This window comes from Paraglaciecola aestuariivivens (genome assembly GCF_052983255.1).
Map to the genome: position 1 here is coordinate 222909 of NZ_JBRKBA010000005.1, position 16496 is coordinate 239404.

Consider the following 16496-nt stretch of genomic DNA (forward strand, 5'->3'; position numbering starts at 1 on the left):
AGGTTGTGCCACCACCAAATGTTGTGTAAGTGTAGGTTTGTCATCTTTTATTCCAGTGTGTTTGGTTTAATTCTGTTATTTAACTGCATTCAGGTATAATGGCCTAAATACGAGCAATTAATGCTATATAGAAGAAAACAATTCGATTGTTTTGTCAATATACAATTAACGCTAGAAAAGAATTACATATACTTTAGAAATATTAGTTGTTGAATGAAAATCGATTTACACAGTCACACGCACTTCTCAGATGGTCACCTTTCTCCAAAGGAGTTAATTGACCGCGCGCACAATATGCAAGTTGATGTGTTGGCTATAACCGATCACGATACTGTAGATGGCATTCAACAAGCACTAGATTATCAAAGCGCCCAAAAACGCCAAATGCAAATTGTGGCGGGTGTCGAAATCTCAACCTCTTGGCATAATTTTGATATTCATATTTTAGGCTTAAATGTAGAACACACTAATCCAGAATTTTTAGCGCGATTGACCCAACAAAGCCAAGAGCGTGACAGACGCGCCCAAGCTATGTCAGACAAATTAGCCAAAGTTGGAATAGAAAACGTATTTGCCGAAGCAAAAGCGCTAGCCGGAGTTGGGCAGGTTACTCGCGCGCATTTTGCTAGGGTATTAGTGCAGCGCCAAGTGGCAAAAGACTTTAATGCGGTATTTAAAAAGTATTTAGGCAAAGGCAAAAAAGCCCATGTTAAGCCTCAATGGATTAGCATAGAAGAAGCGGTTAAATGGATCCATGACGCAGGAGGGAAAGCTGTATTAGCTCATCCTGGTCATTATGATATGACAACTAAGTGGTTAAAGCGCTTGGTGGCTGAGTTTGCCGCGGCTAAAGGTGATGGCATGGAAGTGATTCATTCCCACCTAAGCCCAGAACGTAAAACATTATTGTCTACCTTAGCCTTAGAACATAATTTGCAAGGGTCGAGCGGTTCAGATTTTCATTTTCCTAATCGCTGGACTGAATTAGGTAAAAACCTTTCGCTTCCGAGCGAGCTTGTGCCAATATGGCATGATTGGAATTTAGCCAGTTAATTTACACTTAAGCAACTAAGCAATACTGCTGCGATAGTAGAATAGGAGTGCAACATGAGTCAGTTTTTTTATATACATCCAGATAATCCACAAGCGCGATTAATTAAACAGGCTTGTGAATTAATTCATAAAGGCGAAGTAGTGGTTTACCCCACAGATTCTGGCTACTCTATTGGTTGTCATATGAACGACAAAAACGCACTTGAGCAAATTTGTCGAATTCGTCAAATCGGTAAAGATCATAACTTTACGCTTATGTGCCGCGATATGTCGGAATTGTCTGAGTATGCCAGAGTCGACAACACTGCTTTTCGTATGATTAAAAACAACACACCAGGGCCCTATACCTTTATTTTAAAGGCCACTAAAGAAGTGCCCAAACGCCTACAAAATCCTAAGCGTCGAACCATAGGAATACGAGTTCCCGATAATAAAATTGCACTAGCTTTGTTAGAGGAATTAGGTGAGCCGTTAATGTCTACCACCCTTATTTTGCCAAATGCGCTGGTGGCTGAATCTAATCCTGATGACATTCGCGATGAGTTAGAAAAACAAGTGGGGTTGATTATTCATGGTGGATTTTTAGGCGAACAACCAACCACTGTGATAGATATGTCTGAAGGTGAAAATACTATCATTCGTGAAGGCAGTGGCGACACTAGCCCTTTTGTTTAAAGTTTTAAGCGTTAGCTATGTCGGTTAAATCTTCTTTTTCTCACGCAAACTCTGGCTCAGAGCCAGTGCAGCAACCCTTACCTTTAGCTTTTGTTAATGGTGAAGCGTTAATAGAAAAACCTGAAGATTTATATATTCCACCAGATGCACTAGAACTGATTTTAGAAGCGTTTGAAGGGCCGCTAGATTTACTTTTATACCTTATTCGCAAGCAAAAATTCGACATAGTGAATTTGCCTGTTTATCAAGTGACCCAACAATACATGGAATATGTAGAGTTGATGAAAGATCTCAAATTAGAATTGGCTGCCGAATATTTGTTAATGGCCGCTATTTTAGCTGAAGTTAAGTCGCGACTATTATTGCCTAAACGCCAAGATACAGAAGATGAAGAAGACGATCCAAGAGCCGAACTTATTCGTCGTTTAAAAGAATACGAACTAATAAAACATGCAGCCCAAGAACTAGACAATATTCCTAGGTGCGAAAGAGATGTGTTTTTAGCTCAGGCCCAAACACCTGACACTGTGGCGCCCATTCGAACTTTGCCCAAGGTGAGCCTGCAAGACTTAGTCTTAAGCTTTCAGCACGTATTACAGCGCGCCAAAACCTTTGAACATCACCACATTGAAAAAGAAACCCTGTCGACCCGCGAACGCATGAGCCTTATTTTGCAACAGTTACAAGCCGATGATTTTACTGGCTTTGACCAGTTATTTCATGCCAGTGAAGGTAAAGCTGGAGTAGTTGTAACCTTTTTAGCCATTTTAGAACTGGCTAAAGAAAATTTGATTGAATTGGTGCAAGGTCAGCCTTACGCCAACATGCATGTGCGCTTATCGCAAGGAGCGAACTAATGGCAAAAATATCTCGCCAACAATTGAAACAATTGGTCGAGGCTGCAATTTTTGTGGCCGACCAACCCCTTAGCCAAGAGCAACTTATGCAAACTGTGTTAGAAGGCTTAACAGTCAGTAAAGCTATGCTCAAAGAAACCCTAAATGATATTCAATTAGATTATCAACCAAGGGGGATTCAGTTAGTAGAAGTGGCGAGTGGTTTCAGGTTTCAATCTATGGACAGCTTAAGCCCCTGGTTAAGTAAGTTATGGCAAGAGCAAGCCCCAAGGTATTCTCGCGCACTGCTTGAAACCTTGTCGCTTATTGCTTATCGACAACCCATTACTCGTGGTGAGATAGAAGATGTACGTGGCGTTTCTGTTAGTAGCCATATAATGAAAACCTTATCTGAGCGGGGGTGGATTAAGGTCATAGGGCACAAAGAAGTGCCAGGCAGGCCTGCCCTGTATGCCACCACTAAAACCTTTTTAGATTACTTTTCGTTAACTAGTTTAAGTGACCTACCTATTAGTGAAGACTTTATCACTAACCAAGAACATAACGATCAACTTAGTATCCTCACAGAGCAGGCTCAAGAGCCAAATGAGGAAAACCTTGAAGCAAAAACTGCTGAATTGACTAGTATTGATAGCCAAACAGCAGATGAACCAGAGCAATTACATTAATGAGTGACAAATTACAAAAAGTACTGGCTAACGCCGGAGTAGGCTCACGCCGCGAAATGGAAAAGTGGATTGAAGCCGGACGTATATCGGTAAATGGCAAGCTCGCCACTTTAGGTGACAGAGTAGAGCCCAGTGATAAAATTAGAGTAGATGGCAATCCCTTAAGTACTAACAATGACAAAGCTGTATGTCGGGTGTTGATGTACAACAAACCAGAAGGTGAATTATGCAGCCGCAAAGATCCAGAAGGCCGCCCCACAGTATTTGATCGCTTACCCGCAATTAAAAATGGCCGCTGGATAGCAGTAGGCCGATTAGATATTAATACCAGTGGTTTATTGTTATTTACTAACGATGGTGAGCTAGCTAACCGCTTAATGCACCCTAAACATGAAGTAGAGCGTGAATACTCAGTGCGAGTATTTGGTGAAGTTGAAGACATGATGCTTAAACGCCTTACCGATGGCGTAAAGCTAGAAGATGGCGAAGCTAAATTTACTGAAATTGTGAAAAAACCAGGGGATGGTGAAAGCCTAAATAGTTGGTATAACGTGAGTTTGTCTGAAGGGCGAAATCGTGAAGTGCGCCGTTTATGGGAATCTCAAGGCTTGCAAGTGAGCCGCCTGATCCGTGTGCGTTATGGTGAGCTAGAGTTGCAAAAACGTTTGCCACAAGGCGGCTGGGTAGAATTAGGTTTACCTGACTTAAATGCCCTAAGAAAAAGTGTGCAATTGCCTCCCGAAACCCAAACCTTAATTAAAGTTGATCCTGGCAAGTTAGACCATGTGAAAATTAGTCGTATGCGCCGCTCGGTGAAAAAACACCGTGTTAGACAAGCAAATAAAAATAAAGGCTAAATTTAGGCTTAAATTTGGTCAGTAAAAAAGGGCTAACAAAGTCAATTGTTAGCCCTTTTTTTAACCTTGATGATGGTTCAAACCCCTTAACCAGTGGTTTGAACCCTTTTTAGGCTAGTGTTTTACCACTTTTTTGCTGCGGCGTTTTAACCAAGCAAGCATAGGCAGACTCAATAAAAACATGCCTAAGGTAGCCGGTGCCGACACATTAGTTGGGTTAGATGGTGAGTTTGAATTAACTTCACTGATCAATAGCGAGAAATAATCACCTTGAACTACGTCATCAAAAAAGGAAATCGACCAATTAAAGCCAGCATCTAAGCCTGTTACCATAAAGTGGCTCATATCATTCAAATCAAAGCCATCAAATACAAAATTAAAGGCATTTATGAAGGTAAAGGCATCACCATCAGTCGCCATGTAATTAGAATCAAAATCGAAGTTAAACTGCGTGCTTTCGGTTAAGATAAGTTCACCTTGAATATCCAATATGTCGTAGCTTACAGAGCTCACAATTTCAGTATTTAAGCTACCCGACAAAGTCGTATCGCCTATCATAAGTAAGGTGCCTGGAGAATTCCCAGGATTGACTTGCGCGTCTGCCCCTATAATGATTTGCGAGCCTTCAATACTGCCTGAGCCACTTAGCGTTCCTCCTTGAATATCTATAACACCAGAGCCTGTTATTTGACCATTCACCACAGTATCGCCAGCTGTTTGTCGAAAAACGCCGCCGTTTGTGTTGTTAAAAGTACTTTCGGCTAAAAGGTAGACGCCACTGGTATTGTTAAACGTACCAGAGTCGTTAAATATATTGCCAAGATTACCAAACATTCCATTATTATTGATGGTTCCAGTATTAGTTAGGGTGGTAAAGTTACCCAAAACACCATAGTTTGTAAGATTGCTGGTATTTGTGAAAGTGCCTGTATAGCCAGTTGCACTATAAGGCGAACTGCCAACCCCATAGCCAAAGCCGTTAAACAAAATGCCGTTATTAGTAAAGGAGCCTTTGTTTTGCACATCTCCGGTATTTATCATCAAGCCTGGCTCTTCAAGTAATGAGCCACCAGTGGGTGAATAGGGATTATATGTACTGCCAGTTAGGCCATTGGTAAAGGTCCCATAATTGTTAATCGAACCTTGATCGTTAATTAAAGCCCCATTGTTATTAAAGGTGCCAAAGGTTTGGTTCTCTATGGTACTCGAAGCATTATTATGGGCCCTATTATACAAATCACCATTATTAGTAAAGGTACCAGAATTAATTAATGCGCTAGACGCGTATAGGTTACTTTGATTACTCAAGCTTCCATTGTTGGTTAAGGTGCCAGAGTTATTAAGGGTTGAAGTACCGCCAAATTCACTTTCGTTCACTAAGGAACCGTTGTTAGTTAAAGTGCTGTTGTTTATTAGCGTACTTTCTCCGTTATATGATGCTGTATTATAAAGTCTGGCATTAGATTCATTGATTAAGGAGCCATTATTAGTAATTGTATTAGTATCACCTAAATCATAGGTTTCACTAGTAAAGCTGCCATTGTTGGTGAGTGTGCCATTGTTAGTAAATTGGGTTGTTCCTTGATTTGCAGTATAGATATCAAGTTCGCCAAAATTATCAAAGGTACCGTTGTTTATTACGCTAGCGGTTGTGTTGCCATAGGAGCTTAGATCTAAGCTGCCATTATTAGTTAAGGTACCATTGTTAGTTAGGTTTGCATTACCCAAACGTGCATTTGCATATACCGAAAGATAATTATCATTAGTTAACCAATTGTAGACTGTGTTAGTCAAATGTCCGTTTTGTTCTATAAAAAGGTAGCCACCTGAGGTTACCGTGCAGCCCATGTTGTTATCTACATTGTCTGTCACGGCCACAAAGTTGGTAATATCGCAACTAAGGCTTGGGTTAGTTGGCGCAACGGCAATTGCCTGTGCTCGGTTCGATACCATTCCATAGCCAGAAAGTGATAATGCCAACGCTATCATTTGGGCTGTAGGTCGTTTTTTAAAATCTGTTTTTTTGCTTTTTGTTGAAATTGAACTTTGATCTAACATCATCTTTATCCTTTAAATAAGATCTATTAGTGACTATTTTTTAGCCTGGCTATGAAGAGCAAATCTCATAATATATTTACCCAAACTTTTGATAGTCATTTTTCTCGCCAATTTTTAGCAAAAATCATTCCTTAAATTAAGTGATTTGTTCTTTGTTGTTATTTATCAATGGTTTATATTTTTATCTTTGGGGGGTTGTTTGTTTTTTAGCATGGTTTTTATTTTCGTAGCTATTGATTTGTAAAATATTTCGACACTCGCTATTGCTACCTAGCTACTTTCCTTGCTAGCAAAAGCCTTAAAATAATTTTGAATGTGCAGAGCAAACTGATTGTTTGGTTACCTCTAAAGCATCTTTAGCTTTTTAGGTAGTTGCAAAGTCAAAATCTAGCTATTTAAAACAGGAATCATTTAAGTGTGAGAATGTGGGAAGCTAAGCTGGTAAAAATAAAGCCATTCATTAGAACGGCGTTAGACTGGTAGAGCTTTGTACTGGTTAATTTAAGATAAATTTGTATAGCCTATTGATAGGCCTTCCAAAATTGCGCCATGCTTTCAATGCTTTGCCAGGCAGGAGAGTTAAATACATGAGCATCGTATATGGTTTTCCACTTAGGGGCCTGAGGGGCAACTTTATTGCGAATAATATGCAAATCTTTAAAGCCGTAAACTGAGTCATCTTCATGGGTGACTTGCTCAACATGATTGAAGTTATGTTGGTAGTCTTTTTGGCCTAAAAATTGATAAATGCCAGACAAGGTTTGAGCAGGCTTGGCAGTTAGATCATCGTATTCTACAAAATGCATATTATTACGCCACCCTCTGGTGATGGCATCGCGTATGGCATTGAAGGCCCGGCCTACAGGTTGAGTGTCGTCTGCAAAAACTTCTACTCGTCCTCGAGCGGTTTTAAATTTCATCGCCATAGCGTTTTCTTGTGGCAGCTGACCTAACCCAGAGGTGCTTCGGTAAAGTTGTTCAAAAGAGGCCAATACATCGCGTAAATCACGTACTGTGACTATCACCTTAACATTTTCACGGCCTCCAACTAACTCCCCTGCCATTTCTAAAAACTCACACCAAAAGCGATTTTTATCAATACAAATAGGTTGTGGTGCATGAGTGAAGTAGCTTTGCAGCATATCACTCAGAACTTGTTTTTTGATTTTTTCACTGAGGGCCCGATCCATGGCTTTAAAGGCTTGGTTTTGATCCCAGTGGTTTCTAACGTTGACTAACATGTCAATTATGCCCGAAGTGGGAGTGGTATAAATGTGTGGATTTTGCGCCAAAATATTAGTTAATAAAGTCGAACCACTGCGAGGTAAACCGGCAATAAAATAAATGGTTTTGGGAGAATTATTGTTATTATCTGACATCAAACGGCCTTTAAAATTTAATATGAAATTGATTAACTGGATTGACCTTAAAGGGCTGGAAAAAAAAGTCAAGAGGCGGGATTTTAACTAATAGATCCTGAGCTTAATGAACAACTTAGTAGTAAACCTATCTGACTAACCCTAGTTGGGTTAGTCAGCAGTTTAGGCTTAAGAATTAGTATTTGTGCTCAACCTTGTCTAATAACTCTGTGTTGGCAATCTCTAACACAACTTTTTGGCGTAGAATGATACGGCCTGCCACATTTGAACTGGCATCTATGATGAGTTTGGGGGGATTATGTTTGCGTTCTTTTTCGCTCCACCATCCATTGCCCTCAGGCGACTCAAATTCTAGATCGCCATTAACTTGGGTATTGTGAGTTAAATAAATACTGCCATTTTTAGTACGTACATTCTCTTTTACTAGGCTTTGTGTTAGCAATATGTCGCCATTTACTGTAGTTACATCGCCGCCAATTTCCGCCCCTTTAGCTAACTCAACAGTACCGTTAACTGTGCTTACGTCTGCCTTAACTCGCAAATTTTTATTGGCTTCTATATTGCCGTTAACAGTAGAGACTTTAACTACAGATACATTTTTACCTAGGTGGATATTACCGTTTACCGCATCGAGATCTTTAGCGCTGCTATTGTCTGAAATTTCAATATTGCCATTGACTGAGGACAAATCACCTACTTCTCGGTTGGCCTCAATTTCAACGCCACCAAACACACTGCTGTAATCGCCATTGCTGTCTTTGTTTCCCCCAACGTGAATGATACAACCCGACAGGCCAAGTGCGATTGAGCCTAAAAGTAAATTTTGGATAGTTTTATTGTAAGTCATAGTGTCCTTCTAAATTTTTGATTAATGGTTAAATTACGAATTGGTTCAAAGGTTTTACAAGCTTAAGCAGGCCTTGTACCAAGATGTTAAGTGTATGAAATGCTTATTATCTTTCTGCAAGGGTAAAGGTTAGTCGCAGAATAAATACTAAAGGTTGGTAAAATACACAATTAATTAGTCAATTTGTTTATCAAGCGAGTCTTGGTTTATCGGTTGGCTGAATAAAGCAGACTTGTTGGCTTGTACTTTGTTTTAGCTTACGGCATCTTAAACGGCTTTCGTACTTTAATCGATTAAGGTGAATAAATTAATGCTTAGCCAAGACCAACTTAACAGTTACCAACAACAGGGCTATTTAGTGTTAGATGGCTGTTTTTCGCTGCAGCAAATGTTAGAGCTTAAAGAAGCCGCCAATCAAATAGTAGAGGATTTTGATCCAAATTCTAGCCGTACTGTGTTTTCTACCGAAGACCAAAGCCAAACTCGAGATCAATATTTTTTAACCTCAGGTGATAAAGTTAGGTGTTTTTTTGAGGATGGAGCTTTTGATACAGACGGCCAGCTAAAACAGCCTAAATCACTAAGTATTAATAAAATTGGCCATGCATTGCATAACTTGTCGCCAGTGTTTAAAGCCTTTAGCCACAGCGACAAAATTCGCTCTATTGCCCAAGACTTGGGGTTAGAAAAACCGCAAATTCATCAGTCTATGTATATTTTTAAGCAACCTAAAATTGGTGGGGTGATTCGCTGGCACCAAGACGCCAGTTACTTTTTAACCTCGCCAATATCTGTGGTGACGTTTTGGTTAGCGGTGGAAGATGCGACTTTGCAAAATGGTTGCCTGCAAGTGGGCGAGGGCTGTGCCAATATGCCGTTAAAAGAGCAATTTGTTCGGCATCCAGACGACACCACAGAATTGATTCAATTACACGATTTGCCTTGGCCAAGCGACAATACCGCCAAGCCATTAGAAGTTAAAGCAGGCACTTTGGTGGTGTTTAATGGTTTATTGCCACACTTTAGCGCGCCTAATTTGTCGGCTAAGTCTCGTCATGCTTTTACCTTACATATTACTTGCGCAAACACTGAATATGCTAAACAAAACTGGTTGCAAGCCAGCCCTAGCGCACTCTAGTTTGCGTCTAGCTGGGTAAAAAAAGCCATGCGTTTAGTGCATGGCCTAGCTATTAGAACTGAATACTCCAGTTGTTGAGCTGTCCTGTATCTCTGCGGTAATGGTCGCGAACACTTAAGCTCCACACCCCTTGAGCGTTGCCCGATACATTAGCTTGATAAGTCTCTACTATATTTTGTCCGCCGTCTTTTTTCGATTGCGACTTTAACAAGTAACTGCTGCCGTCTGGGGCAATGAGGGTAACGCTTATGTCTCCTCTAAAACTATGGGATATATTCACCGCAACACTTACGCTGTTAGCTGCACCTGTGCGATTTACGTTTATATCGCTAGTAATAGTGCTTCTGTCTGGAATAAATATCGCTGTAGTGTTTTCAAAGTAACTAGGTTGATTAACCGGCGCACTTACGCTAATTGAGTCGCTAAATTGGCTAGTTGCACCTTGGTTATCTGTAACAGTTAATACAACAGAATATGTGCCATCTGTGGAGTAACTATGTTGTACTGAACTTCCACTGGCTGTACTGCCATCACCTAGTGCCCAGCTTGCACTGGCAATACTGCCATCGCTGTCGGTACTGGTGTCAGTAAAGGTACAGGTCAAGTCAGTGCAATTGAAGACAAAAGATGCATTTGGCGCTTGGTTTGCAGGTGTACCTCCACCACTTATGCTTTGATTTGTATTAAATTGTCCTTTGGTGTTTACCCCAGCTGCTTGCCAGGTAAAGTCACTAGCTTGTTGGCCACTACCTGAAAGTTGCAATGAATAACCCACTGGGGTATTGCTGGTTTCGCTTACTCCAACGTTAGTGGACGTTAAGCCGGCTGCTGCGCCATCAGTAGCTGTCATCACTCCTTCGTAGCTGATAAAGTCGACGACATTGTTGCTGGCATCAATTAAAGCAATACCATCTGGAGCGCCATTTTGTAAGCCACTAAAGTCAAAAGCTAAAGTTCCCAAACCATTTTGTTGATTGGTAATCACCCCAGCTAAGTTCACAGTTTTATAAACTGTGCCACCATTGCCGTTATAAGCAACTAAGCTCCAACCTGTTAAATCGGTATTTGCATTACCTGCTACTTCAACAAATTCACCTACATCTGTACTGTCGTTGTCGTAATGAAATTCATTAATCCACACCGCCGTAGCTGGCGTGCCAGAGTCTAAGGTAGTGGCAGATGCTTGGGCACTGAAACCAGATTCGTTATTTGAGGTATCAATGGCTGCAACCACATAATAATAGCTAGTGTTGGCGGTCAACCCAGAGTCAACAAAACTATTGGTGTTAATTACACTGCTGTTTACTTTGGTATAATTACCACCACTAGTTTCGCTACGATAAAGGTTATAGCCTTGTAGGTCTGATTCAGTATTTGCACTCCAATTCAAACTTATTTGGGCTGTTTCACCTGTTGCGCTTAAGTTACTAGGTGAAGTAGGAGGGGTTGTATCTCCGCCACCAGAACAAATTTGTTCAAACACACAGGCAACATACTCAGGGTGATCTACAAAGGGATTGCGATTGCCTTGATAAGCATAAACCGTATCATTGTGCTGAATTTCAAAGGCATCAACAGGATCGTCTTTATGCCACTGAATTAATACAGAGCGCAAACCCATGTATGCCACTAAGCCGTTGCTGCCAGTGTTTGAGTTTTCAATAAGAGTACGATCGTCGGTTAATACTAGGTCAGGCTCAGTAACACTGGTTACGCCGTGCATGCCACCTTCATAACGCACCGCCATATACATTAGTGCGCGGGCTACGTCGCCTTTGCGGCCCGACCAGGTTTGCCAGCTGCCTTGGGTAAACGAACCTTCGGTCCAGTTAGATTCACTGGCACTACCACCGCGACCATTATTAGACTCAGTGATTTTTTCGCTACAACCTACACCACAGTCGGCATAAGGTTTATTGCTTCGACTACTGTTATACCCACTGTCTGAAATAAATAAATGGTGCATATCTGTGTAGGGGTAATTGCTCGACCCATCATTCGGAAAACCATAAGATTTTGGCCAGCTATGCTCTCTATTATAAAAAGTATTGCCGCCACCTTGTTTGGGGTAGCTGGCATTTTTATAAATGTCGATAACATTGTTGGGGTTATTTGGATCTTGGTCGGCTAACTCTAGAACATCCCAAGTATCTGTACTTGTTGAGGTATAGGGGAATCGTTGATGGTCATCAATAATTTCATGTAGTGAGTTATGCAAGGCTTGGGCTGTACTTGTATCAACTGAGTCATAATAGTTAGCTGGTACAGCGGCTAAAGCACTGGTACTCCATACACTTAATGCAGCTAAAGTTGAGATAACGCCAGCAAAGCGAGCGCCCTTTGAGTTGGATTTCATATCAATTTCCTGCTTTTATCATTCGGTGTTTTCACACAGAATTTTTATAATTATTAGGAAACGATGAAGCGCACAAAAATGTGTGCCTGATCCGATGGCGCAACTACAGATTAGATAATCTACAGAATGGGTTTGTGCGATCATCATCTCAGTGGGTGAGAGTGATCTCGTTATTATTATTTTTCAAACCTCACAAGTTCAATATCGAAACCTAAGTCTCGGTATTTTTTGTGAGCGCAAATTATGCCAGATTTTTATTATTAAGTGAGCAAAAAATCTTCTAAGCTGACCAGTTTATTATGAATAAATAGCGGCAAATTAGCAGAAAGTCATTTTAATAGATGTAAAAGTTAGCTTAATTCAAATTAAATAAAAATTTTGTTATAAATAAAACCCTTAGACTACTAATTAAACTCAATAAATTTAATTTTTTAGGCCCACAAAAGCCGAGTTTTGTTAACTTTAAATAGTACAAATTACTGCTTTTTTCGTTTTTAGCGATTAACTCGTTATAAATCGCTATATTAAATAACTAGACTGGTTATATTTTGATTCGGTAAAGCGCCTGAACTCAGGTAGAATTTATAAAATCGTAATGAAATTGGGTTGTTTATGTTTCAACTTGAAAAAATAAGCCTTAAAGGGCAAGTTTCTGAGCAGGAATGGCAAACTAGAGTCGATTTAGCCGCATGTTATAGGTTAGTGGCAGCGCATGGCTGGGGTGACCTAATATATACTCATTTATCTGCCAGAATTCCCAATACCGACCATTATTTAGTGAATGCCTTTGGCTTAACTTTTGAAGAAGTGACGGCTTCTAACTTGGTCAAAGTTGACTTAAACGGCGAGGTGCTAGACGGTTCTCCTTACCAAATCAACCCAGCTGGTTTTACTATTCATAGTGCTATCCATGAAGTGCGCCACGATGCGCAGTGTGTGATCCACTTACATACTAAGGCCACTATTAGTGTAGCGACTATCAAAGGTGGGCTAAAGCCTTGGAGTCAGTATGCGATGTTTTCGTTGTCGTCATTGAGCTATCACGGTTACGAAGGCTTAGCGGTAAATGATGATGAAAGAAAACGCATCCAAGCCGACTTAGGGCAAAACAATCATATGTTGTTGCATAACCATGGGGGCTTAACCTTAGGTCCAACAGTAGGTGATGCCTTTATGCGTTTTTATGACTTACAAAGGGCTTGTGAAATCCAAATGGAATTGATGCAAAGTGGTCAGCCTATCATTGAGATCCCACAAACAATAGTGGACGGTATTTATGCTCAAGCCAATATAGTACATAGCGGTGAAACCGGAGGGCAAAAGGCTTGGCCAGCCATGTTAAGGCGAGCTTATCAACTTGATCCAAACTTTTGCGAATAAGGCTGTTTTAACCTTCTCGCGTTACACAATTTTAAGAACAGGAAAGACAAATGAAAATTAATCGTGTTGAAATATTCGACATTCATTGCCCCAAACGCACTATGTGGAATCCGGTTTTTGTGCGCATTCACACTGACGAAGGTATATCAGGGGTGGGCGAAGCCGGTTTAGCTTACGATTTGGGCCATAGTGCGGCTGCACACATGGTAAAAGAAATCGCCGAAGCCATGTTGATTGGTTTTAACCCTATGAATACCGAATTGTTGTGGTCGCGTATGTTGCGCGAAAGCTTTTGGGGATTAGGTGGTGGCCCTGTGTTATATGCGGCTATGAGTGCCATAGACACTGCCCTATGGGACATTAAAGGTAAGGTCTTAGGTGTGCCTGTGTATCAATTATTGGGTGGCAAAACCAATGCTAAGCTGCGTACTTATGCCAGCCAATTGCAATTTGACTGGGATCAAGAGATCACTAAATTAATTCAGCCAGAGCAATACGCTGAAGCAGCTCTTAAAGCCGTAGCTGAGGGCTATGATGCAGTAAAAGTAGACCCTATTGTATATGATGCACAGGGCAATACCTCTTACGACCGCACTAAGCTATTCACTCAGCCACAAATGCGTTTGTTTGGTGACCGCTTGCGAGCCATTCGTACGGCTGTAGGGCCTGATGTAGACATTATTTTTGAGTCGCACTCCTTAATGGGTGCAGCTTCAGCTATTCAAATGGGTGAAGTAATCGAAGAAGTAGGCTGCATGATGTACGAAGAGCCAGTTAACTACCTGAATTCTGCGGTGCATAAAAAAGTTGCTGAAAATGTACGTGTACCTATTGCTGGTGGCGAACGTTTGTATCACCGCTGGGATGTACGTCCGTATTTTGAAGACCAAAGCATAGATGTATTGCAACCCGATGTAGGATTATGCGGTGGTTTTACCGAAGCCAAAAAGGTTTGTGACTATGCGGATGTTTACGATATTCGGGTTCAAGCCCATGTATGTGGTGGCCCAGTTGCCACAGCTGCAAGTTTGCATTTAGAAACCGCCATTCCTAACTTTTTAATTCACGAACACCACACCTACGCCATAAAAGACTGGAACCGCGAGTTATGTATTCAAGATCCACAGCCAGTAAACGGCTTTTTTGAAGTCTCAGAAACGCCAGGCATTGGCATGGAGTTAAACGATGAGCTGGTGTATCGTTCACCTAATATGGAAGTGAAGTAATTGAGCTTTAATCTTCTAGGCTTTTGTGTATAAATATACCCAGTATAAAGTATGTATAAAGCTAAAATGATAATTATTTTAGCTTTTCATTCATTTTAAAATGGATATAAATCCTTATGGGATATCAGGTATTTTTTGCAGCTTTAGGTTTTGTGTTGAGCTTGTTTGCTGTCTTAATTAGCTTTGGATTTATGTTGGTGTTGACCGCAAAAGCTGCCGCACTGTACTTAGTATCATTTATCTCAGTTTTTATATTTTTTGGTTATTTAAGCCAGTTTTGTAACGTAAATAGGTATTATGTTCTTTGTTCTTTTGCATTTGGCTTTTATTTAGGAATAAGTTTGTTAGGTGCTAGCCCTGATCAGCATGGACTGTCTTCTATCCTAACTTTTGCAGCATTTTTTATTCTAAGTTCAGTCTGTTTTTTGTCTGGAAATTATATTAATAAAAGGATTTGTCACTTAAATAATTAAAGAAACCCCTCTAAACGTTTATTTTTTAAGGTTAAATTAAAAAGGAATTTTATGCAGCATCATCTTATAAAAGTACTAACCCCCCTCGTTGTCTTATTGATTTCATTTAGCACACATTCTGCCGTAAGTGAATGGACAGATATTGTGCTTGAAAACGGCCACATCAAAATACCGGTTATTGTGGCAGGGCATGATACCTTTGCCATTTTAGACACTGGCGCACAAATTAACGGCATCAATTCTGCTTTTATTCAAAAACATAAAATGAAACTCACTGGTGGCCATAAAATAAAAGTCAAAGGTTTGTATGGGCAAGAAATAAAGTCGGTATTTAATAGTATTCCTATGGCTTTATTTGGTTTTGATACAGAGTTGAATGAAGCGGTTTCAGTGAGTCTTGGTCATCACAGTACAGGCATACTGATGGGGGCTAGCTTTTTCTCAAAATTTATTGTGCAGCTGGATTATCCTAAGCAAAGAATGCGCATTATTACCCGGGATACACTCAATTTACGCGAGATAGAAAATATTCAGGTTAAAAAGCAAAGGGGTACTGGCGAGCCATTAGTCAAAGTTAGCTTAGGTAAAGACAGCACGCCTTTTTGGGCCTTGTTAGATACCGGTAACAATGGCGGGGTGTTAATTGAAAGAGGCTTAGCGAAAAAACATGGTCTGCTTGATAAAATCACCAGTTCTAGTTTGAGTGCTGGAGTGAATAAGATAAGTACAATAGAAAACGTTCGAGTTGATGAGTTTGTCTTTGGCCCCTATACCTTGGAAAATGTACTAGTGAATATTCCAGCTGTGGGGCAATCGAGCAATATTGAAGATCAAAACACCTTCACTGGCACTAGGATCAAATCAGTCAAGCAAAGAGGTGTAATTGGTTATGATATCCTAAAACACTTTGTGTTAACCCTTGACTACCATGCAGGCAATGCTCACATTGCAGCGCCATAGTAATAGGTCGCAAACCTCAATCAATAGAAATGAGGAACTTAGTGGCATTTTAGTTAACTTTTACACCTGCTAATGCAGGTGTTTTTTGTTAAGCATATATGACTTGCTTGCTGGGGTAGGGGGGAGCAGATAGCAGCCGTTGGCTTTTTGTACTAAATGCATTCGCTTACGCTCACTGGCGTCCTGCCAGTTTTGTCTCGAATCCCTTCGAGCCAGTTACTTTTTCTTCAACAGCAAAGAAAAAAGTAACCAAAAAGATGCCGCCGCCGCTTAAAGTTCTTAACCGCAAAAAATGGCTTATTTTATGGGTGGCAACCACGTTGTCGCGAAATAATGAGTCCCTCCAGATTTCGCTCAAATGGCGTCCATGCCATTTGCCCTTAAAATAAGCCATTTTTTGCTGAAACTTTAAAGGCGGGAATCTTTTACAAGCTACTGTAGTGCTAAATTTTAATATAAACGTGATTTTACAGGTGTTGTGGTGGGTTCCCGCCTTCGCGAGAACGACTGGGGAGTAAACGTTAATTGGGCAGTGTCTGTTGTCTTAGTCATACAGGCCATTAAGTAAG

At 40.6% G+C, this 16496-nt stretch carries 15 protein-coding genes; 10 read left to right on the forward strand and 5 right to left on the reverse strand.

The genetic code is table 11. The features are described from left to right. Positions 1-213 precede the first annotated feature (213 nt). From ACVCDT_RS09695 to rluB, 5 genes are read left to right on the forward strand one after another with little or no spacing between them, the layout of a single operon-like run. Positions 214-1053 (forward strand): PHP domain-containing protein, encoded by an 840-nt coding sequence (locus tag ACVCDT_RS09695; protein WP_447132568.1) that lies wholly within the window; start codon positions 214-216, stop codon positions 1051-1053. 54 nt (positions 1054-1107) lie between these two features. Further along, positions 1108-1728: an L-threonylcarbamoyladenylate synthase gene (locus ACVCDT_RS09700; RefSeq protein ID WP_447132569.1), complete on the forward strand. Its 621-nt coding sequence runs from the start codon at positions 1108-1110 to the stop codon at positions 1726-1728. Between the two features lie 17 nt (positions 1729-1745). Further along, positions 1746-2585, forward strand: a complete 840-nt coding sequence (locus ACVCDT_RS09705) for a segregation and condensation protein A (RefSeq protein WP_447132570.1) — start codon at positions 1746-1748, stop codon at positions 2583-2585. Next, on the forward strand, positions 2585-3253 hold the full coding sequence (gene scpB, locus ACVCDT_RS09710; protein WP_447132571.1) for an SMC-Scp complex subunit ScpB: 669 nt from the start codon (positions 2585-2587) through the stop codon (positions 3251-3253). The genes ACVCDT_RS09705 and scpB overlap by 1 nt, the downstream gene beginning before the upstream one ends. Continuing rightward, positions 3253-4110, forward strand: a complete 858-nt coding sequence (gene rluB / locus ACVCDT_RS09715; RefSeq protein ID WP_447132572.1) for a 23S rRNA pseudouridine(2605) synthase RluB — start codon at positions 3253-3255, stop codon at positions 4108-4110. The genes scpB and rluB overlap by 1 nt, the downstream gene beginning before the upstream one ends. 114 nt (positions 4111-4224) lie before the next feature. Here the strand turns inward: rluB and ACVCDT_RS09720 are convergent, their stop codons facing one another. From ACVCDT_RS09720 to ACVCDT_RS09730, 3 genes are all read right to left on the reverse strand, one after another. After that, positions 4225-6171 carry a beta strand repeat-containing protein gene (locus tag ACVCDT_RS09720; protein WP_447132573.1) on the reverse strand — a complete coding sequence of 649 codons (1947 nt, stop codon included), beginning with the start codon at positions 6169-6171 and terminating at the stop codon, positions 4225-4227. 518 nt (positions 6172-6689) lie between these two features. Beyond that, positions 6690-7547, reverse strand: a complete 858-nt coding sequence (locus tag ACVCDT_RS09725; RefSeq protein ID WP_447132574.1) for a sulfotransferase family protein — start codon at positions 7545-7547, stop codon at positions 6690-6692. 175 nt (positions 7548-7722) lie between these two features. Further along, positions 7723-8394: a DUF4097 family beta strand repeat-containing protein gene (locus ACVCDT_RS09730; RefSeq protein ID WP_447132575.1), complete on the reverse strand. Its 672-nt coding sequence runs from the start codon at positions 8392-8394 to the stop codon at positions 7723-7725. A 310-nt stretch (positions 8395-8704) separates the two neighbouring features. Between ACVCDT_RS09730 and ACVCDT_RS09735 the strand changes: the two genes are divergently transcribed. Further along, entirely contained in the window at positions 8705-9532 is an 828-nt protein-coding gene (locus tag ACVCDT_RS09735) for a phytanoyl-CoA dioxygenase family protein (RefSeq protein ID WP_447132576.1), read from the forward strand. A gap of 52 nt (positions 9533-9584) precedes the next feature. Here the strand turns inward: ACVCDT_RS09735 and ACVCDT_RS09740 are convergent, their stop codons facing one another. Continuing rightward, on the reverse strand, positions 9585-11888 hold the full coding sequence (locus ACVCDT_RS09740) for an endonuclease (RefSeq protein WP_447132577.1): 2304 nt from the start codon (positions 11886-11888) through the stop codon (positions 9585-9587). A gap of 612 nt (positions 11889-12500) precedes the next feature. Between ACVCDT_RS09740 and ACVCDT_RS09745 the strand changes: the two genes are divergently transcribed. From ACVCDT_RS09745 to ACVCDT_RS09760, 4 genes are all read left to right on the forward strand, one after another. Continuing rightward, on the forward strand, positions 12501-13268 hold the full coding sequence (locus tag ACVCDT_RS09745) for a class II aldolase/adducin family protein (RefSeq protein ID WP_447132578.1): 768 nt from the start codon (positions 12501-12503) through the stop codon (positions 13266-13268). A gap of 50 nt (positions 13269-13318) precedes the next feature. Next, positions 13319-14494 (forward strand): mandelate racemase/muconate lactonizing enzyme family protein, encoded by a 1176-nt coding sequence (locus ACVCDT_RS09750; RefSeq protein WP_447132579.1) that lies wholly within the window; start codon positions 13319-13321, stop codon positions 14492-14494. A gap of 116 nt (positions 14495-14610) precedes the next feature. Continuing rightward, complete coding sequence (locus ACVCDT_RS09755) at positions 14611-14967, forward strand: hypothetical protein (protein ID WP_447132580.1); 357 nt, start codon at positions 14611-14613, stop codon at positions 14965-14967. A gap of 51 nt (positions 14968-15018) precedes the next feature. Beyond that, the gene (locus ACVCDT_RS09760; protein WP_447132581.1) at positions 15019-15927 is read left to right on the forward strand and encodes an aspartyl protease family protein; all 909 of its coding nucleotides are present in this window, start codon (positions 15019-15021) and stop codon (positions 15925-15927) included. 172 nt (positions 15928-16099) lie between these two features. Here the strand turns inward: ACVCDT_RS09760 and ACVCDT_RS09765 are convergent, their stop codons facing one another. Beyond that, positions 16100-16285, reverse strand: a complete 186-nt coding sequence (locus tag ACVCDT_RS09765) for a hypothetical protein (protein WP_447132582.1) — start codon at positions 16283-16285, stop codon at positions 16100-16102. Positions 16286-16496 lie beyond the last annotated feature (211 nt).